This window comes from Paenibacillus sp. FW101-FHT12H11 (genome assembly GCF_058790355.1).
The window spans coordinates 35168-50558 of record NZ_JBYTCO010000015.1 but is presented as its reverse complement, the minus strand read 5'-3'; the positions used below and the strand labels follow the sequence as shown (position 1 = coordinate 50558).

General features: G+C 41.3%; 17 protein-coding genes. 15 read left to right on the top strand and 2 right to left on the bottom strand.

The genetic code is table 11. The annotated features are described in order from the left end of the window. The first annotated feature begins 71 nt into the window (after positions 1 to 71). Positions 72 to 563 (top strand): CBO0543 family protein, encoded by a 492-nt coding sequence (locus AC3WTJ_RS34925; protein WP_492526119.1) that lies wholly within the window; start codon positions 72 to 74, stop codon positions 561 to 563. Next, positions 560 to 1222 carry a CBO0543 family protein gene (locus AC3WTJ_RS34920; protein ID WP_492526117.1) on the top strand — a complete coding sequence of 221 codons (663 nt, stop codon included), beginning with the start codon at positions 560 to 562 and terminating at the stop codon, positions 1220 to 1222. The genes AC3WTJ_RS34925 and AC3WTJ_RS34920 overlap by 4 nt, the downstream gene beginning before the upstream one ends. Before the next feature lie 18 nt (positions 1223 to 1240). Here the strand turns inward: AC3WTJ_RS34920 and AC3WTJ_RS34915 are convergent, their stop codons facing one another. Beyond that, a complete protein-coding gene (locus AC3WTJ_RS34915; protein WP_492526115.1) occupies positions 1241 to 1531 on the bottom strand; it encodes a hypothetical protein in 291 nt (96 codons plus the stop codon). 182 nt (positions 1532 to 1713) lie between these two features. On the opposite strand from AC3WTJ_RS34915, the gene AC3WTJ_RS34910 reads away from it, so the two are divergent. The 5 genes from AC3WTJ_RS34910 to AC3WTJ_RS34890 are packed head-to-tail and all read left to right on the top strand — an operon-like array spanning position 1714 to position 4026. Then, positions 1714 to 1956 carry a spore gernimation protein GerQ gene (locus AC3WTJ_RS34910; protein ID WP_492526113.1) on the top strand — a complete coding sequence of 81 codons (243 nt, stop codon included), beginning with the start codon at positions 1714 to 1716 and terminating at the stop codon, positions 1954 to 1956. Between the two features lie 11 nt (positions 1957 to 1967). Beyond that, positions 1968 to 2354 (top strand): spore coat protein, encoded by a 387-nt coding sequence (locus tag AC3WTJ_RS34905; protein ID WP_053376866.1) that lies wholly within the window; start codon positions 1968 to 1970, stop codon positions 2352 to 2354. Next, positions 2351 to 3487, top strand: coding sequence for a zinc-dependent alcohol dehydrogenase (locus tag AC3WTJ_RS34900; RefSeq protein WP_492526111.1), 1137 nt, complete (start codon positions 2351 to 2353; stop codon positions 3485 to 3487). The genes AC3WTJ_RS34905 and AC3WTJ_RS34900 overlap by 4 nt, the downstream gene beginning before the upstream one ends. Positions 3488 to 3518: 31 nt before the next feature. After that, a complete protein-coding gene (locus AC3WTJ_RS34895; RefSeq protein WP_492526109.1) occupies positions 3519 to 3719 on the top strand; it encodes a hypothetical protein in 201 nt (66 codons plus the stop codon). 10 nt (positions 3720 to 3729) lie between these two features. Further along, a complete protein-coding gene (locus AC3WTJ_RS34890) occupies positions 3730 to 4026 on the top strand; it encodes a spore coat protein (RefSeq protein ID WP_492526107.1) in 297 nt (98 codons plus the stop codon). Between the two features lie 878 nt (positions 4027 to 4904). Here AC3WTJ_RS34890 and AC3WTJ_RS34885 read toward each other — a convergent pair. Next, positions 4905 to 5645 (bottom strand): SDR family NAD(P)-dependent oxidoreductase, encoded by a 741-nt coding sequence (locus AC3WTJ_RS34885; protein ID WP_492526105.1) that lies wholly within the window; start codon positions 5643 to 5645, stop codon positions 4905 to 4907. Between the two features lie 966 nt (positions 5646 to 6611). On the opposite strand from AC3WTJ_RS34885, the gene AC3WTJ_RS34880 reads away from it, so the two are divergent. The 8 genes from AC3WTJ_RS34880 (at position 6612) to AC3WTJ_RS34845 (ending at position 15328) form a co-directional block, all read left to right on the top strand. Next, entirely contained in the window at positions 6612 to 7220 is a 609-nt protein-coding gene (locus tag AC3WTJ_RS34880; protein WP_492526103.1) for an undecaprenyl-diphosphatase, read from the top strand. 90 nt (positions 7221 to 7310) lie between these two features. After that, the gene (locus AC3WTJ_RS34875; RefSeq protein WP_492526101.1) at positions 7311 to 7517 is read left to right on the top strand and encodes a hypothetical protein; all 207 of its coding nucleotides are present in this window, start codon (positions 7311 to 7313) and stop codon (positions 7515 to 7517) included. Continuing rightward, positions 7501 to 10584 (top strand): efflux RND transporter permease subunit, encoded by a 3084-nt coding sequence (locus tag AC3WTJ_RS34870; protein ID WP_492526099.1) that lies wholly within the window; start codon positions 7501 to 7503, stop codon positions 10582 to 10584. Before AC3WTJ_RS34875 ends, AC3WTJ_RS34870 begins: the two co-directional genes overlap by 17 nt. A gap of 130 nt (positions 10585 to 10714) precedes the next feature. Next, complete coding sequence (locus tag AC3WTJ_RS34865) at positions 10715 to 11998, top strand: VTT domain-containing protein (protein ID WP_492526097.1); 1284 nt, start codon at positions 10715 to 10717, stop codon at positions 11996 to 11998. Positions 11999 to 12050: 52 nt separating this feature from the next. Next, a complete protein-coding gene (locus AC3WTJ_RS34860) occupies positions 12051 to 12587 on the top strand; it encodes an RNA polymerase sigma factor (protein WP_492526095.1) in 537 nt (178 codons plus the stop codon). Between the two features lies 1 nt (position 12588). After that, on the top strand, positions 12589 to 13080 hold the full coding sequence (locus AC3WTJ_RS34855; protein ID WP_492526093.1) for an anti-sigma factor family protein: 492 nt from the start codon (positions 12589 to 12591) through the stop codon (positions 13078 to 13080). A gap of 12 nt (positions 13081 to 13092) precedes the next feature. Next, positions 13093 to 13917, top strand: a complete 825-nt coding sequence (locus AC3WTJ_RS34850) for a hypothetical protein (RefSeq protein ID WP_492526091.1) — start codon at positions 13093 to 13095, stop codon at positions 13915 to 13917. Between the two features lie 223 nt (positions 13918 to 14140). Then, positions 14141 to 15328: an MFS transporter gene (locus AC3WTJ_RS34845; protein ID WP_492526089.1), complete on the top strand. Its 1188-nt coding sequence runs from the start codon at positions 14141 to 14143 to the stop codon at positions 15326 to 15328. The last annotated feature ends 63 nt before the right edge of the window (positions 15329 to 15391 follow it).

The following is a 15391-nucleotide window of genomic DNA, read 5'->3' as shown; positions in this document are numbered from 1 at the left end:
CCGCCCACGAAAGTATGAATAAAAAGAAGTACACTTACATAGGAGTCTCCTTCCTTGTACAAGCTATGGCCATGAACATCGAACGAAGTTTATTGCTGCTAGTCTGGTTTGTTTGTATAACCACCATCTATTTTCTTGTTCCAAGAGCAAAAGCTCATGAATTTGTGTTGTGCTTTCTTGCGTGTCAGGCTATGGTATGGGCGGTTGAGATGCTGCTCGTTCACTTTGATTTGGTGGCCTACCCGTTGCGTGAATTTCCCAAAGCTTCGGATTTGAATATCACGTTCAAAGTGGTGTGGACGCCTGTTGCGAGCGGACTTTATTATATCTTCAGACCTCGTTCGAATAAGTTGACGAAGTGTTTTTACTTTGCCGCCTGGATTTCACTGCTCACCTTAATTGACGGGTTGCTAGCCGCATATACCGACTTGGTGGATTATGTACGTTTTCACTGGAGTTTGATGGCGATCGTGTTATCGATTATATTCCTATCCGTCCACGGCCTAGCGAGCTGGTTCTTTAGAAACCGCATAGTTTTCAGGAAGGAGGCGAGCGAGCGATGAGTTTGCTGCTGCAATACGGCATTATCGTTTCAGTGTGGATCCTTTCATTGTTATTGATTCTCATTATCCCGCGGCAGAAACGTCGATTAGCGATGATCGCTTTTTTGTTCAAACAGTATATTACGTGTTTTTTTGGTCATGCCGTGGTCGAACTTCAACTTCTCGCCTATCCCGTAAGGGAGCTTGCCGATGTTAGCCGGACGAGCTTCACCTACGAATATATGGCCTACCCGATGACTTGCGCGGTGTTTAACGCGTATTATCCGAGCCATCGGAGTGGCTGGATTCAATTCGGCTATTACGTATTATTCGCTACTGTACTGACGATAGTTGAGGTGCTGCTCGTACAATATACAGATCTGATTCGGTATGTTCGTTGGAACTGGTTTTGGTCGTGGGCAACTATTTTCCTCACATTCCTGATGACTCGAGCGTTCTGCGTGATCTACTTCGGAACCATGACACGAGTGGAAACGTCAAAACAAAAGAACGCGCAGCCAGTACGACACGTTCCTATATGTGGGGCTATGCCCCGAAGACGTCGCCCAGTTTGCGCTGGCCGTGCTCCTGCTGCCGCCACGCGTGGTGCCGAAGAATGTCGGCATTTGAACAACCAACCCGTAATAATAGGAAACAAAAGAAAGAGGGAGTCCCCTTAAGGGCCTCCCTTTCGCTTCTTATGATTCGCTGTGCTGATCCGGCAGACGTAATGCGTTTGCTGAAGTTTGTGCTTGATCTAAAAATTCCTCAGCTCGGGTCAATTGCTGCCGAGCCGTTTCCAAAGCTTGTGAATTTGTTGCCGCATTAGATTCACTTATCGAGCTTATGGCCTGATTTAAAGCCGTTTGCGCCTCTGAAACCGCGTTAGATGCATGCTGCTCAAGCGTATTGCCGCTCGAGTGAAGTGCACCTTCCGCCGGTTTTCTTGCATTTTCGGTTTCTAGATCAATTTTTTTTTCGTTGGGCAAGGTAAGTCCTCCTTCCTTGAGCAAAGATTAATAACTTAAACAGAAATAAGTATACGGTTGAGATTTTGTTTATATTCTTACGACTACATGGGAATATTCGGACCCCACATTTCCGTTTTAGTATAAGATCCGATGCGTAGGTAATTCTAACTTTGATGAAAAAAGGAGGGGATAATTTCTTAATGAATACGCCAACGCTAGCGCCGCACGAATCGATGGAACTGCATGAAGCGTTAAACTTTAAAACGCTCTGCCTCGCTAAGTCAAAACTTATGCAAGGCTTGGTCTTTGACCAAGAGCTAAAAGCGTTAATGCAGAAAGACGTAATTCAAACCACACAACAGATCGCCGAGCTGCAAGTTATCTACGCAAGAGCTCCTTTCCAAGCGCCTGTTCCGAATAGCCCTACACCTATTACACATTAAAGGGGACAAAAATGAATACGGATTATTTAGACCCGATCAATTCATTAAATATGCCGGAAATGGCAGATATGACTTTTGCAATGGACTTCCTTCTTCGTGCCAAGGAGGGTGTGCGAAATTTGTCCATCGCCCTTACGGAAACGGCTTCTCCGGATGTAAGAGCGCTGCTACGCAATCATCTTAAGCAAGGGATTGCAATGCACCAAGAAATCACGGAGCTCATGATTCGCAAAAAATGGTTCCATCCTTACGAACTGAACGAACAGTACCAACTCGACCAGCTTTCGGCGAAAAATACGGTGATGATCGGGCAGATGAATTTGTTCCCAGGTGATACGTCGCGTAAAGGGATGTTTGATCGGACCCCAGATGAACATATTGGAGGACATAAAGCATGAAGGCGGTAACGTATCAAGGGATTAAAAATGTCGTGGTCAAAGAGGTGCCAGATCCGAAGATTGAGAAACCGGACGATATGATTGTAAGAGTCACCAGTTCCGCCATTTGCGGGTCGGACCTTCACCTGATTCACGGCATGATCCCTAACCTTCAGGAGAACTATGTCATTGGGCATGAACCGATGGGGATCGTAGAAGAAGTAGGCCCTGGAGTGACCAAGGTAAAGAAAGGCGACCGGGTGATCATCCCTTTCAACATTGCATGCGGAGAATGCTTTTATTGTAAGAATCAGTTGGAAAGCCAATGCGACAACTCAAACGAACACGGGGATATGGGCGCATATTTCGGCTACTCCGGAACGACCGGTGGTTATCCTGGGGGGCAAGCCGAGTATTTACGAGTTCCGTTCGCTAATTTCACCCACTTCAAGATTCCTGAAAACTGCGAGCAACCGGATGAAAAGCTAAGCTTGATCGCTGATACCATGACGACGGCGTTCTGGAGCGTAGATAATGCCGGTGTCAAGAATGGAGATACAGTCATCGTGCTCGGCTGCGGTCCGATCGGACTTCTGGCCCAGAAGTTCTGCTGGCTGAAGGGAGCAAAGCGGGTCATCGCCGTTGACTATGTGGATTACCGCTTACAGCATGCGAAGCGAACGAACCATGTTGAAATCGTAAACTTCGAGCAGGATAAGAATATCGGCAACAATCTCAAGGAAATGACCAAAGGCGGCGCCGATGTCGTGATTGATGCGGTAGGAATGGACGGCAAGATGAGCGATCTCGAATTTCTAGCCAGCGGTTTGAAACTGCAAGGCGGCACCATGAGCGCCTTTATCATTGCGTCTCAGGCTGTACGCAAAGGCGGCACCATCCAAGTCACTGGGGTATACGGCGGACGCTATAACGGATTCCCGTTCGGCGACATCATGCAGCGCAACGTGAATATCCGTTCCGGACAAGCTCCGGTCATTCATTATATGCCGTATATGTACGAGTTGGTTACGTCGGGGAAAGTGGACCCTGGAGACGTTGTTACGCACGTCATTCCGCTCAGCGAGGCCAAGCGCGGCTATGAAGTGTTCGATACGAAAACGGACGATTGTATCAAAGTCGTCTTAAAACCTTGAATATGGATGAATAAATGGGAGGACATTCCAAATGAATTCCAATTACACCTTGCATGAGATGCTGGAGGTTCATGAAATAACTGCGTTCAAGACCGTTTGCATGACCAAATCTAAAACCATGCAAGCTCTGGTAACCGACCCGGAGCTCATACAAATTTTGCAGCAAGACGTGCAATTATCACAGCAGCAGCTTCAGGAGCTCGGCGGAGTGCTGTCTAAAGTGACCCTATAGGAGATAAAACATGAACACAATAGTAGAACACATGACAGGGCTTCATACGCTAACCGACGAGGTTATCGCAATGGATTTTTTGATGAATGCCAAGAGCGGAGTCAGAAACTACGCCATGGCCGTAACGGAATGTGCCACCCCCGAAATCAAGCAAATTTTGATGAAACAGCTCGACGAAGCTATAGACTCCCATGAAAAGATAACGAACTACATGATGCAGCGGGGGCTATACCATCCTTACCATGTTCCTGAGCAAATTCAGCTCGATCTGAAAAATATTCAGACCGCTATGAATATTCCGTCCTGACACCGTATTCTTCCCAAAAAAACGCGCTAAACTACTATGGTTCAGGCGCGTTTTTTGATTTTAGCCGAAGACTTTAGAGAATAAAATGTCCCCGTGTCAAGAATCCAACAATACAATAAGGGTGTACGCCCCGCACTAAATGCGGCTTCGTCACAAATACAATTAAACAAGTGTTCCTTGGTATGTTTTACTTCTATTGTCATTGACACGCACTCTGTGGATCTCTTTCTCACGTCTATCCTTCTCTATTGGTATTGGTCGTCCGTTTTGTAATCTTTAAAATTACTCAATCCCCGCGGCATTCTGTAGAGTTCATTGAGCTATCCTATCCGTTCATAACATAATGGCAGTAGGAGCAGCGCCGTCCCCGGCTAACTGCTCCATGATTGTTTTCAACTAAAGTTATATGTCTTGTCTTCCTTCAAATACTTTGCCACTTTGGATAAGGATTTGGTTCTTTCTGTGATAGAAAAGGTAAAGACAACGCCGCTTCAATTGTTTTTTAGTAGTTTTATATATAGTGTCATACACTATATAAGCAATTTTCGTCCCCAATATAAAATAAGTTAAAAAATCCGCAAATAATATGAAGGTTTTTTCTTAATTGGGCTTCTCTTTGATTAGAAATAAAGCTAACTCATCGTCCACCCGAATGATACTACCAGGTACAACGGGGCTGGCTATTACAACGAAGTCGGCTAGATACTTAACTTCTTATAAGGCATGTTTCTTGCTGTCGTTCTAGTTCACTTATTTACTGCATACTCCGCTGCAACAGCAGCTTAATGGCATGAATTTGTCCAAGATGAAAAAACTTCATGAGCAAATGTATAGTAAGGCTAACCTTGTTTTTCGGGTTACCCGAATTTCCGATTCTTTTAAAATTGGTTGGCTCCGCCGTCTATAGTCAAATCAATTCCGTTAATATATGCACTGTCATCGGAGGAAAGAAATTTAACAGCTTTAGCGATATCTTCCGATGTTCCTACTCTGCCAAGTGGTGTCTTTTCTGCCATTCCTTCTAAAACTAAAGGTAATGCCTCTTTTCCGAACAGCTGCTCATATGCAGGTGTATTAATAAATCCTGGTTGAATTACGTTTATTCTAATTTGCGTGCCTTTTAATTCTTGAATCCAGCTACGCACCATTTGTCTGATAGCTGCTTTTGTCCCCCCGTACACACTGAAAGCTGGAGATGCCGCCAAAGAACCTACAACCATAATAGAACCCGTTTGATTTGGGAACAGAGGTAATGCCTTCTTAACTGTGAACAGGGTTCCCTTTACGTTGACATCAAATGTTTTGTAGTAATGTTCCTCTGTAACTTCTAGAAGCGGAACGAGTGAGCCTAAGCCTGCATTTGCTAAAAGAAAATCCACCTTACCTTTCTCACGTTTAACGGTATCAAACAGTTTGTCGATGTCTTCTGATTTGGAAATATCACCTTGAACGCCCGTTGCATTTTTCCCGAGCAGTTTCAATGCCTCATCGAGTTCTGCTTGTCTCCGTCCTGTTATGAAGACATGAGCTCCTTCGTTAACGTACATCTGTGCTGCACCTAGACCGATTCCGCTAGTCCCTCCAGTTACAACTGCTACTTTACCATCAAAAATCCCCATATCATTACATCTCCTTTTATTTGTAAAAAAATTAATTTTTCATTTACGATTTTTTATGACTCCGCCATCAATCACATAGTCGGAAGCCGTAATTATACTTGCTCGTTCAGATGCTAACCAAAACAGTAAGATCAGCACCAGCCACAAGAGCCATTATGAGTCAAAAGTTAGTATAAAAAAAGTACTTACTTTGTAGTTACATAGTAACTACAAAGTGACATTTTAGTCTTAGTGCATTAAACGATTAATATGGAATGATATGTAATAACAAATTTCATTGTTTAATACTTACTTTTCAAGTGTTGGACTTTAGGACATCTGATTGACTTGGATTGATAAGAAGTGAACAGAGGATAGGAACTACTAATGCTAGTTCCCATTCAATAATGGAAACCTAGCAGATAATAGGCAATAGATATGCCCTGTGAGGAGGGAGAATCGGGTATACATCCCCTATTGTTGAAGTAAACGTATAATTTCACCATCAATAATCTCTTCGCTTGTTTATTTTCCCCCTGTCGGGTGTCCAATATAAAATGTATGCTGTCTTCATTGATGGAAAGATATTTCTGATAATGTCCAAAAACCTTAGCACGGATACATCATCGAAAAGACGATTTCTTGAAGCTTGTAATTCTCTTCTATACGCCTGCTCGGTAATTGTCCCTCTAAACTACATGACATCCCCTCATTTCCAAATCCACGATTATTAGTACATTTCATATTAATGATAATTCTACGTTATCCTACTTTTACTTGAAGCTATTAACGTAATCTCCCGTTAGCTTAACGCTAACTGCAGTTTAAAACTTTATTTTCCACGAATTGTTATAGTCAGTCGGGTAATCCGACCGGCTTTTTTTTCGTGAAAATATTAATTAATATTTTAAGAACTCGATGAACTTTTCTTAATATAGTCCAGTCCTTTAATTTTGTATTTAGAACAAAAGAAAGAAGGTATTCAATTTGAGCATATTTCAAATCGATCTTGAAGGTTTTCAATTCATTAATAATTTGGCGGCATCCATAACAATTTTAAATCCATTTATGCGTTTCTTGGCTCAAGACGCAGAGTATCTTTTTTACCTTGCCATGATTATCTATTGGTTCACAAGGACAAATCAAAATCGGAGGATGGTTGTACAAGCTTTAATTTCAGCATGTACTGCCTTAGGTGTTGGGGGGATTCTATCAACATTCTTTTATCGGGATCGTCCATTTGTTACTCATCATGTCATTCAATTAGTCCAGCATGCGGCGAACGCTTCTTTTCCGAGTGACCACGCAACAGGAGCATTTGTGATTGCGACTTCGATTTGGTTATTCCGACGTAGAGAAGGAATCGCTTGGCTAATTATTGCTTCATTTATTACTTTATCCAGGGTTTGGACAGGTGTGCATTATCCGTCCGATGTTGTCGCGGGAGCATTTATAGGCTTTACAACTGCGATACTGGTTCATCGTCTATTTGCCCGCTCACTTCTGGCTCAGAAGTGTCTGAATTATGGCATAGGTATTTATGAGAAAGTAGAGCAAAAAGTGTGGGGAAACAGCAAAGGAGTCAAAAAAGTATAGATTGAAATTTATTTATAACTAATGAACTTTTTAAATAAGTAACCTGTCTTTTCACTTAAAAATAATTAAGAAAGAGAGGCGGAGATCAAAATGCAAAAAATACTATTGAATCTTTCGCTAGTCAGCTTAGGTATTCTTATATACATTTTGACAATCCAAAACAATCAACCGGTATTTGAAAAAATACTATTGTGTGAATTGGGATCCGCCGTATTGTGTTTTAGTGGTATTTCCATCCTTCAATCTATAAATGACAAAAATAAAGAAGGAGATGTTTCAAGTGAAGAAATTAATTGAAGGTTCAATGCAAAGAGCTATTCTGGTTATTGTTTGTATGTTTCTTATTCTAGCTTGGGGAGGCATATCCGCTTTCCAAATGCAGCGAGATTATCTGCCAGGCATTAATAATACGACACTTCTTGTTTCAGTTCGCGCTTCAAGCTACCAAGCAGATCGAATTAAACAAAATGTCACGCCTCTCGTCGAAGATGCGATTCACTCATCTGACGGTTTATTAGATATCGAGACGAATTCGTATGACGGCGGGCTTTTAATGAATTTGTATTATCCGATGGATTTTGACATGAAACAGGCAGAAAGCCAAATCAAACAAGCTCTAACCAGTGTAGATTTACCGTCAGATGTTGGAGCTCCGGTCGTAACACGTGTAACAACGAGCTCTTTTCCTATTCTCAGCTATAGCCTAGCATCTAACAATTCCAAAATTGATGATACGCAGCTTCGTTCAACGGTCGCAACAGATATCTCGAAACAATTAAAATCAGTTCCAGGCGTCGCAGATGTACATGTGACGGGTGCAGCCAATAATGGTTACGTTCTAAACGTTAGGTTCCAGGATTTGACGAAGAGTGGCTTAACAATGGATGATCTTAACCAATCACTCTCTGCCGCGTTACCCAATTGGTCATCCGGTAAAGTATCGAATGGTAAAGATTCATTTCAGCTGACGGTTAATGGTTGGAACCTGTCGGATCAAGAATTAAAGAACATCCCGGTAAAAAGTAAACAGGGCATAAGTGTTCCGCTTTCTAGCATAGCCGATTTAACCCATTCACTTACAGATGTAAAAACAGTATCTCGTACAAACGGACAAGCAAGTATTCTCTTTGATGTTCTAAAAACGCCATCGGCAAATATCACTGACGTGGCAAAGCACGTAAAAGATCGTGTTCAGCAAATAACGTCTATTAAAAATGGTGATGTTTCGCTCACAACGATGCTGGATCGTGAACATGAGTTAAATACATCTCTCCTTGGACTTGTTCGTGAAGGGCTACTAGGCTGTGTCTTCTCGATGCTATGCGTATTTTTCTTTTTTCGTAATGTACGCTCTACGTTGCTTATTGCTGTATCGTTGCCGATTTCATTGCTTGGTACAACTGCAATTCTAAAAGCCATGGGCATTACGCTTAACATTTTGACTGTTTCTGGTCTTATTGTCGCCATGGGAAGAATTGTGGATGACTCCATTGTTATTCTTGACAACATGTATCGAAAGTATCAGGAAAAGAAACAAAACGAATCAACTCTTCATTCATTGGTATCTGCTGTTCATGAAATGCTTCCAGCTATTTTTGCTTCGACCGCAACAACAGTTGCTGTTTATGTACCGATTGCCATGGTTGGAGGTATCATCAGTGCATCCTTCTCCGGATTTGCATGGTCCGTTGTTATAGCTCTTGTTGTATCTTTCTTTGTTGCCATGCTTGTTGTTCCGGCATTTGCTTATATGGGCTGGAGAAATGAAGTCAATAAATCTGTCACGCTTGAGCCGATGATGAAACCGGTACTTCGATTTGCTTTTACTCATAAAAAATGGATTGCTTCAATATCGTTGATTATCTTTATTGTCGCGGCTATCTTTGCAAGTACATTACCAGTGAACTTTCTACCGTCCGCTCAATCAGGAGGAGTGGCCATTCAAATTGAATTACCAAAGGGAAGTTCCATTCCACAAGTTGATGCGGAAGTTCAAAAAGTAGAAAATGTGCTGAAGACCAATACAAATGTTGCTTCTTATTCAGCAAATTTCGGTTCATCAGGAACTCCAACTTCCGATGATGTGTTCGATGAAGGTGGCGGTTATATTCAGCAGCCAAACGTAGCAAATATGTCGGTTGCAGTGAAAGATAAGAACAATTTAGATACTGTTATTGTAGATTTACAAAAAACGCTGCCCGCATTAAATAAGCAAGTTGTATACACAGTTACTAATCAAAATACATCTGGCGATGATTCGCAGATGAAAATCATGCTGACAGGATCCGATCAGAAAACGCTGGAAAGCGCGGCGCAGCTTGTGAGAAGCAAGCTCGTAGATATTCAGGGTCTTAGTGTGCAAGGGGCGACCGATTTAACAAACGGTACGCCGAAGTATGCAATTACGCTTGATCAAAATAAGATTGAACAAGCTGGAGCAAATGTAAATGATGTTACGAAAATTATTGGGCAGTACATGACCGGCGGGAAGGACTTTAATGTTCAGGTAGATCATAAGTTAGTCCCAGCTGATATGTATGTGTATCGTGTAACTAAAGACAATGCTACACCAACCGATTTGCTTGCCGCGCTTTCTGCTGAGACAGTTACAGGGAAAGATGGTCAAAAAATTCGCATTGACCAAATCGCAACTTTTGCACCTGACCAAGCGCCTTCCTCTATTCAGGATCGGGATGGCCTGCCGTTCTCTACTGTTATTGCGCAAATTACCTCGAAAGATATTAGTAAAGTGTCGAACGATGTTGAGCAACAGTTAAAAAGTATTTCGTTGCCAAATGGCGTGACTTATTCCACTGGTGGTATTTCTGAACAAGTCAATCAAATGATTACCGATATATCCATCGCAGTTGCTTTCTCAATCTTACTAATCACGATCATAACTAGCGCAGTCTTTAAAGGTTGGAGAGCACCATTTTCGGTGTTATTGAGCATTCCACTTGCATTGAGCGGTGTTGTCCTATCGCTGTTGCTGTTTGGAGGCGAATGGAACTTAGCGGCGCTGATTGGCGTGCTGATGCTAACGGGTATTGTCGTAACAAACGGTATTGTGTTGGTCGATAAAATTGAACGTAACCGAATGAATGGTATGGCACTAAAAGAAGCCATTATGCAAGGCAGCCTATCCAGAGTGCGTCCAATCTTTATGACCGCAGGAACGACAGTACTGACCTTATTGCCATTAGCGTTAACGCACAGCAATGAAACGGTTATTTCTCAAACCCTTGGTATCGTTGTGATCGGTGGTATGATTACGTCAACCTTTAACAGCTTTCTTGTGATTCCAATGTTTTACGAATGGCTTGCTAAGAAGAACTCTGTTGTACGAACCAATCCGCAATCTTAAATACCTTACCCTTGGGCATATAAGACTCAAGGGTATTTTTTCTAAAGGAAGCAAAGACTAACAAGCGTGATCTGAACTTTTTCGAAAATAATAAGTCCTTTGAAGAACGAAAGCAGTAATGGAGGTTTAAATGACTCAATTCATCCAACATTTAATGGATCAATATGGGTACTACGTGTTAGGTATTGCCCTATTGTTTGAACTCCTTGCGTTGCCATTGCCCGGGGAAGTTCTAATGACTTATACAGGTCTTATGATTTTTCAGGGGCATTTGAATTGGGGCTTAAGTATCTTAACGGCTGGCGTTGGTGCCTCCCTCGGAATGATGATATCCTATTGGATTGGTTGTAAGCTGGGTACCCCTTTTTTTGAAAAATACGGCTCAAAGATTCATTTGGGGCCGGATAAGATTAAGAAAACATCGGAGTGGTTTGAGCGATATGGAAACAAACTTCTAATCATTGCCTTCTATATCCCCGGAATCCGTCATTTCACAGGGTATTTTTCGGGAGTTACCCGTATGCCGTTTCGAACGTATATGCTTTATGCTTGTACAGGTGCTTTTTTATGGACGGGTACATTTATTTCGCTGGGGAAAATCCTGGGTCCTAAATGGGAAGAATTTCATCACACGATCACCAAATACTTAATAATTGCGGGGATTATCGCAGTTGTGATTTTCATCGTGATTTATATGTATAAGCGATATAGAAGTCAAATGTTCGATGTGACCATTGCAGGACTTAACAAAGGGGTTCAAACATTCCATTCGCTAGGAAAAGTCAGGTTTCTAGTTTTAATTTCATTTGGTGTGTTTCTTACGCTCTTCATTGTGATGGCAGGCTTAATTCAAGACTTTTTAGCTAATGAGTTTGCTGATTTTGACGCGGTTACTTCATATATCTTACACGCCATTTTTGATGAAAACTGGACAGTGTGGATGAATCGCTTCGCGTATTTAGCATCGTTTGAGGTGCTGTTAACAATTGTCGCCCTGGCGATACTCTGGATTACGATAAAGGGAAAAGACCGCTTACTGGAAGTGTCCTTCCTATTGTTTGTGTTGATGGGTGGTGAGCTTTGGGATGAAGGACTGCGGAGGTTGTTTCATCGAACAGGACCTCAGAATCTTATCAATACGTTCCCAAGCGAGCAGACATTAATTACAATTACGTTCTTAGGATTCGCGGCGTACCTTTTTGTTCGGCATGTACACATCTCATGGATTAGAACAAGCGCATTATTGATTGTGCTAGCTGTTTTGTTTCTTGTGGGCATCAGTCGTATTTATTTTGACATTCAATATCCAAGCGATGTGGTAGCCGGATACGTATTTGGTGGTGTTTGGGTAAGTTTAAATATTGTGCTATTAGAAATTTTTCGGCTTTTTAAAAATAATAAGTTGAACTTTTGATTTATTAATTTAGAGGTCTTTTATTGAGGGCATTACGGGGGGAAGATTATGTGTGGATCTAGAATTAAATAAATTAATCGGCGAAGCAAAGAGCGGTGATAAAGACGCATTTGCTTTGTTGGTAAAGAAATATAAAGAAAAGGTGTTTCGTTTTGCGTATGGTATGCTTTCAGACCGTATGGAGGCGGAGGATGTTACACAAGAAGCATTTATTAAAGCCTTCTATGCGTTGTCAAAGTTAGATCATGCCTATGCCTTTTCGTCTTGGCTAACTCGTATTGTCTCCAATCTATGCTACGATCGGATTCAAAAGCGAAAAAAAGAGAATACCGTGTCAAGTGACCTTATCGAAATCAATATTTCAAATAATAATAATTTAGATCGAACAGATTGGCAAATGACCCTCGAGGAAGCGTTGAAAACACTAAGCCCAGAGCACAGAGAAGTTATATTACTTCGCGATGTGGATGGCTATACGTATGACGAAATTGCAGAAATATTAAAAATTCCGCTTGGAACAGTAAAATCCCGTATTAATGCGGGAAGACTTCTTTTGCGCAAAGAAATGAAACGGGAGATGGGTGAGTAAAGTGACAGATCATGTAGAGGACTTGCTTTCTGCATTTATAGATAACGAATTAAGTGAAATTGAAAGAGAACAAGTGGAAAAACACATCAATCAATGCACGAATTGTGCTGCAATATTAAGTGATTTGATGGATATGAAACAGCTAGTATTTTCAGCCTTTCATGCCATCGAAGTGTCGGATTTGTTGGAAGACAAAGTTTTACAGTCGATAAGTTTATCAGCTTCCTCGGGAACGTCCAGGAGTCGATATTGGTTTTTAGTTCCGCTTCTTACTCCATTGCTTCTTATTGTCGTCGCTTTTGCACTCATGGGTACAGTTGTTTTCAAAATGACTTCCATTGGAGTTAAGATCATGGTTAATTTGATTTATGCATTTGGAGGTTTTTTGGGATCTGATCCTTATATGTTAACAGGCCTAACCTTTCTTTTACTACTCATCATCATTGGCTCTAGTGTTTCTTTAAAACTGTTGTTAAAAACGAAAGCAACATAGGGGGATTTAGATTTGAAAATAAAGTTTTATCTTGTGCTGCTTCTTGCTGGTCTTTTTTTCATTTTACCGACAAACGCAATGGCCAAAGGACTATTCGAACATCAGGACACAAACGTTCCCGCAAATCAAATTGTCGATGATGTGGTGGTAGTTGGGGGAAATGCGACCATCTTAGGCACGGTAAACGATTCGGTTATTCTTATTAATGGAAACCTGGATTTGAAAGCATCTGCAAAAATTAAGGGTTTTATTTTAGTAATCGGAGGTAATATAACGCAGGAGCATGGAGCAGTTGTTACAGATGAAATCATTAACTTCTCATTAGATAATGCAACTAAAAACAGCTTACTGATCGGCGGAGGTATGGTTGTCGGATCCTGGCTGTTGCAGCTCGCGGTAAGTGTATTGCTTGTTATTCTTCCTGTCCTGACGGTGTTTCTTAGTAAAGGTCGTATGTATTCGTTCTCAGATCGTGCACGACAAAATCCAGGTCAGCTGCTGTACGTCGGTTTTTTTAGCAGTCTCATTCTCATCGCATTTTCGGTGTTATTGGTTATAACACTCATTGGGATTCCCATTGTATTACTCCTTGTACTAGTTATGTTGCTGGCATTTATAGTTGGATTAACTGCAATTGCCATCATAGTTGGAGAAAAAATTCAAGGATTGTTTGGTCGAGCAGATTGGCTGATTGCGTTAGTGGGTTCAACTGTATTAGTTTCCTTTATGAATGTACCCTTTATTGGAGAAATTCTATTTTTAGGCATCTTGGTTTTCTCCTTAGGAATGATGGGAATGTGGGTTTTAGAAAAAATAAAAAGAAAATACACTAGTTAAAATGAAATCATGAATACGAAATGTTGCAACAGCCCAGAGCGATGCTCTGGGCTACATTGTTTACATGCATACTTAGGAAAAGACTAGCATGTCGAAACTGATTTTAAAAAGTGGACGCCATTAGTTCTGTTTATAATGATTATGAGAAAGAAAGATTATACTAATATTGGAAATTTGATTATGATCTAAGGGGAAATGAAGACCAAAACATTGGGGGGACAAAATGGAGCCAGAATATGAATCAAAAAGAAGAGGAATATTCGGAATGAATCCGGTTATTGTTGTTCTTGGGCTAGTGAGTTTTTTTACCGATCTATCTAGTAATATGATTGTACCCATTTTACCTCTGTATCTAACAACAGTGCTGCATGTTCAATTTAGCTCAATTGGCATCATTGAGGGTATCGCCGAAAGTACCGCAAGCATCTTGAAACTGTTTTCTGGATGGATTACTGATCGAATAGGTAAACACAAGCTTTTAATGATTATTGGATACGGTTTATCCAATATTACCAAGCCGTTTTTCGCGCTTAGTGGTACATGGGCTCAAGTACTTGTGATTCGGTTTTCCGATCGCTTTGGAAAAGGGATACGCACTTCGCCGCGTGATGCATTGGTCGCAGATTCTACATCTAAAGAAGAACGTGGAAAAGCATTTGGGTTTCGCCGCACGATGGATGCATTCGGAGCCGCTCTTGGACCTTTAGTTGCTTTCGGTGTACTTGCTATGTATACAGATAATTATCGCCTGGTATTTTGGCTGTCGGTAATACCAGGACTCGTTGCAGTTGCTCTTATTGTATTCTTCTTAAAAGAGAAAAGGCATGATAAAAATTCAAAGAAAACTTCGCTTCCGAAGATAGGATTTCGTAATTTAAACCGCCGCTTTATTTTCTTCTCTCTAGTATCTACTTTATTTGCAGTTGGGAACTTTTCTGATGCCTTTTTGGCTCTACGAGCACAGGATGTAGGCATGCTTCCCGCACTCATTCCTTTAGCCTTTTTTGCATTAAATTTGAGCAGCAGCATCTTTTCCATGCCGATAGGAATGTTATCGGACCGTATCGGTCGTCGACCCGTATTAATTTCTGGATTTATTATATTTGCATTGATTTATTTTGGTTTCGGGATGGCGAAGAGTGTCGTGTGGATCTGGGTATTGTTCATATTATATGGACTTTATTATGCGTTTACGGAAGGTATACAAAAAGCATACATTGCCGATATCGTACCTGAAGGGCAGCGTGGAACAGCAATGGGCACTTATAATGCAATGATTGGAATTGCAGCATTACCAGCGAGTGTCCTAGCAGGGTTCCTGTGGCAGACATTTGATCCTATGGTGGCTTTCAGTACTAGTAGTGTCATTGCAATTTTAGCTGCTTTGATCATGGTTATTTTTCGAATATAGAAAAGAGGAGTCCTTTAAATTGAATTTGAAATTACAGCTTACTTTCTTAAGCAAGGCAAGGCT

What these genes read in the sequence shown, in the direction of transcription:
- AC3WTJ_RS34925 (WP_492526119.1), top strand. Translation starts at nt 72, where the DNA reads ATGAACATCGAACGAAGTTTATTGCTGCTAGTCTGGTTTGTTTGTATA.
- AC3WTJ_RS34920 (WP_492526117.1), top strand. Translation starts at nt 560, where the DNA reads ATGAGTTTGCTGCTGCAATACGGCATTATCGTTTCAGTGTGGATCCTT.
- AC3WTJ_RS34910 (WP_492526113.1), top strand. Translation starts at nt 1,714, where the DNA reads ATGAATACGCCAACGCTAGCGCCGCACGAATCGATGGAACTGCATGAA.
- AC3WTJ_RS34905 (WP_053376866.1), top strand. Translation starts at nt 1,968, where the DNA reads ATGAATACGGATTATTTAGACCCGATCAATTCATTAAATATGCCGGAA.
- AC3WTJ_RS34900 (WP_492526111.1), top strand. Translation starts at nt 2,351, where the DNA reads ATGAAGGCGGTAACGTATCAAGGGATTAAAAATGTCGTGGTCAAAGAG.
- AC3WTJ_RS34895 (WP_492526109.1), top strand. Translation starts at nt 3,519, where the DNA reads ATGAATTCCAATTACACCTTGCATGAGATGCTGGAGGTTCATGAAATA.
- AC3WTJ_RS34890 (WP_492526107.1), top strand. Translation starts at nt 3,730, where the DNA reads ATGAACACAATAGTAGAACACATGACAGGGCTTCATACGCTAACCGAC.
- AC3WTJ_RS34885 (WP_492526105.1), bottom strand. Translation starts at nt 5,645, where the DNA reads ATGGGGATTTTTGATGGTAAAGTAGCAGTTGTAACTGGAGGGACTAGC.
- AC3WTJ_RS34875 (WP_492526101.1), top strand. Translation starts at nt 7,311, where the DNA reads ATGCAAAAAATACTATTGAATCTTTCGCTAGTCAGCTTAGGTATTCTT.
- AC3WTJ_RS34865 (WP_492526097.1), top strand. Translation starts at nt 10,715, where the DNA reads ATGACTCAATTCATCCAACATTTAATGGATCAATATGGGTACTACGTG.
- AC3WTJ_RS34845 (WP_492526089.1), top strand. Translation starts at nt 14,141, where the DNA reads ATGGAGCCAGAATATGAATCAAAAAGAAGAGGAATATTCGGAATGAAT.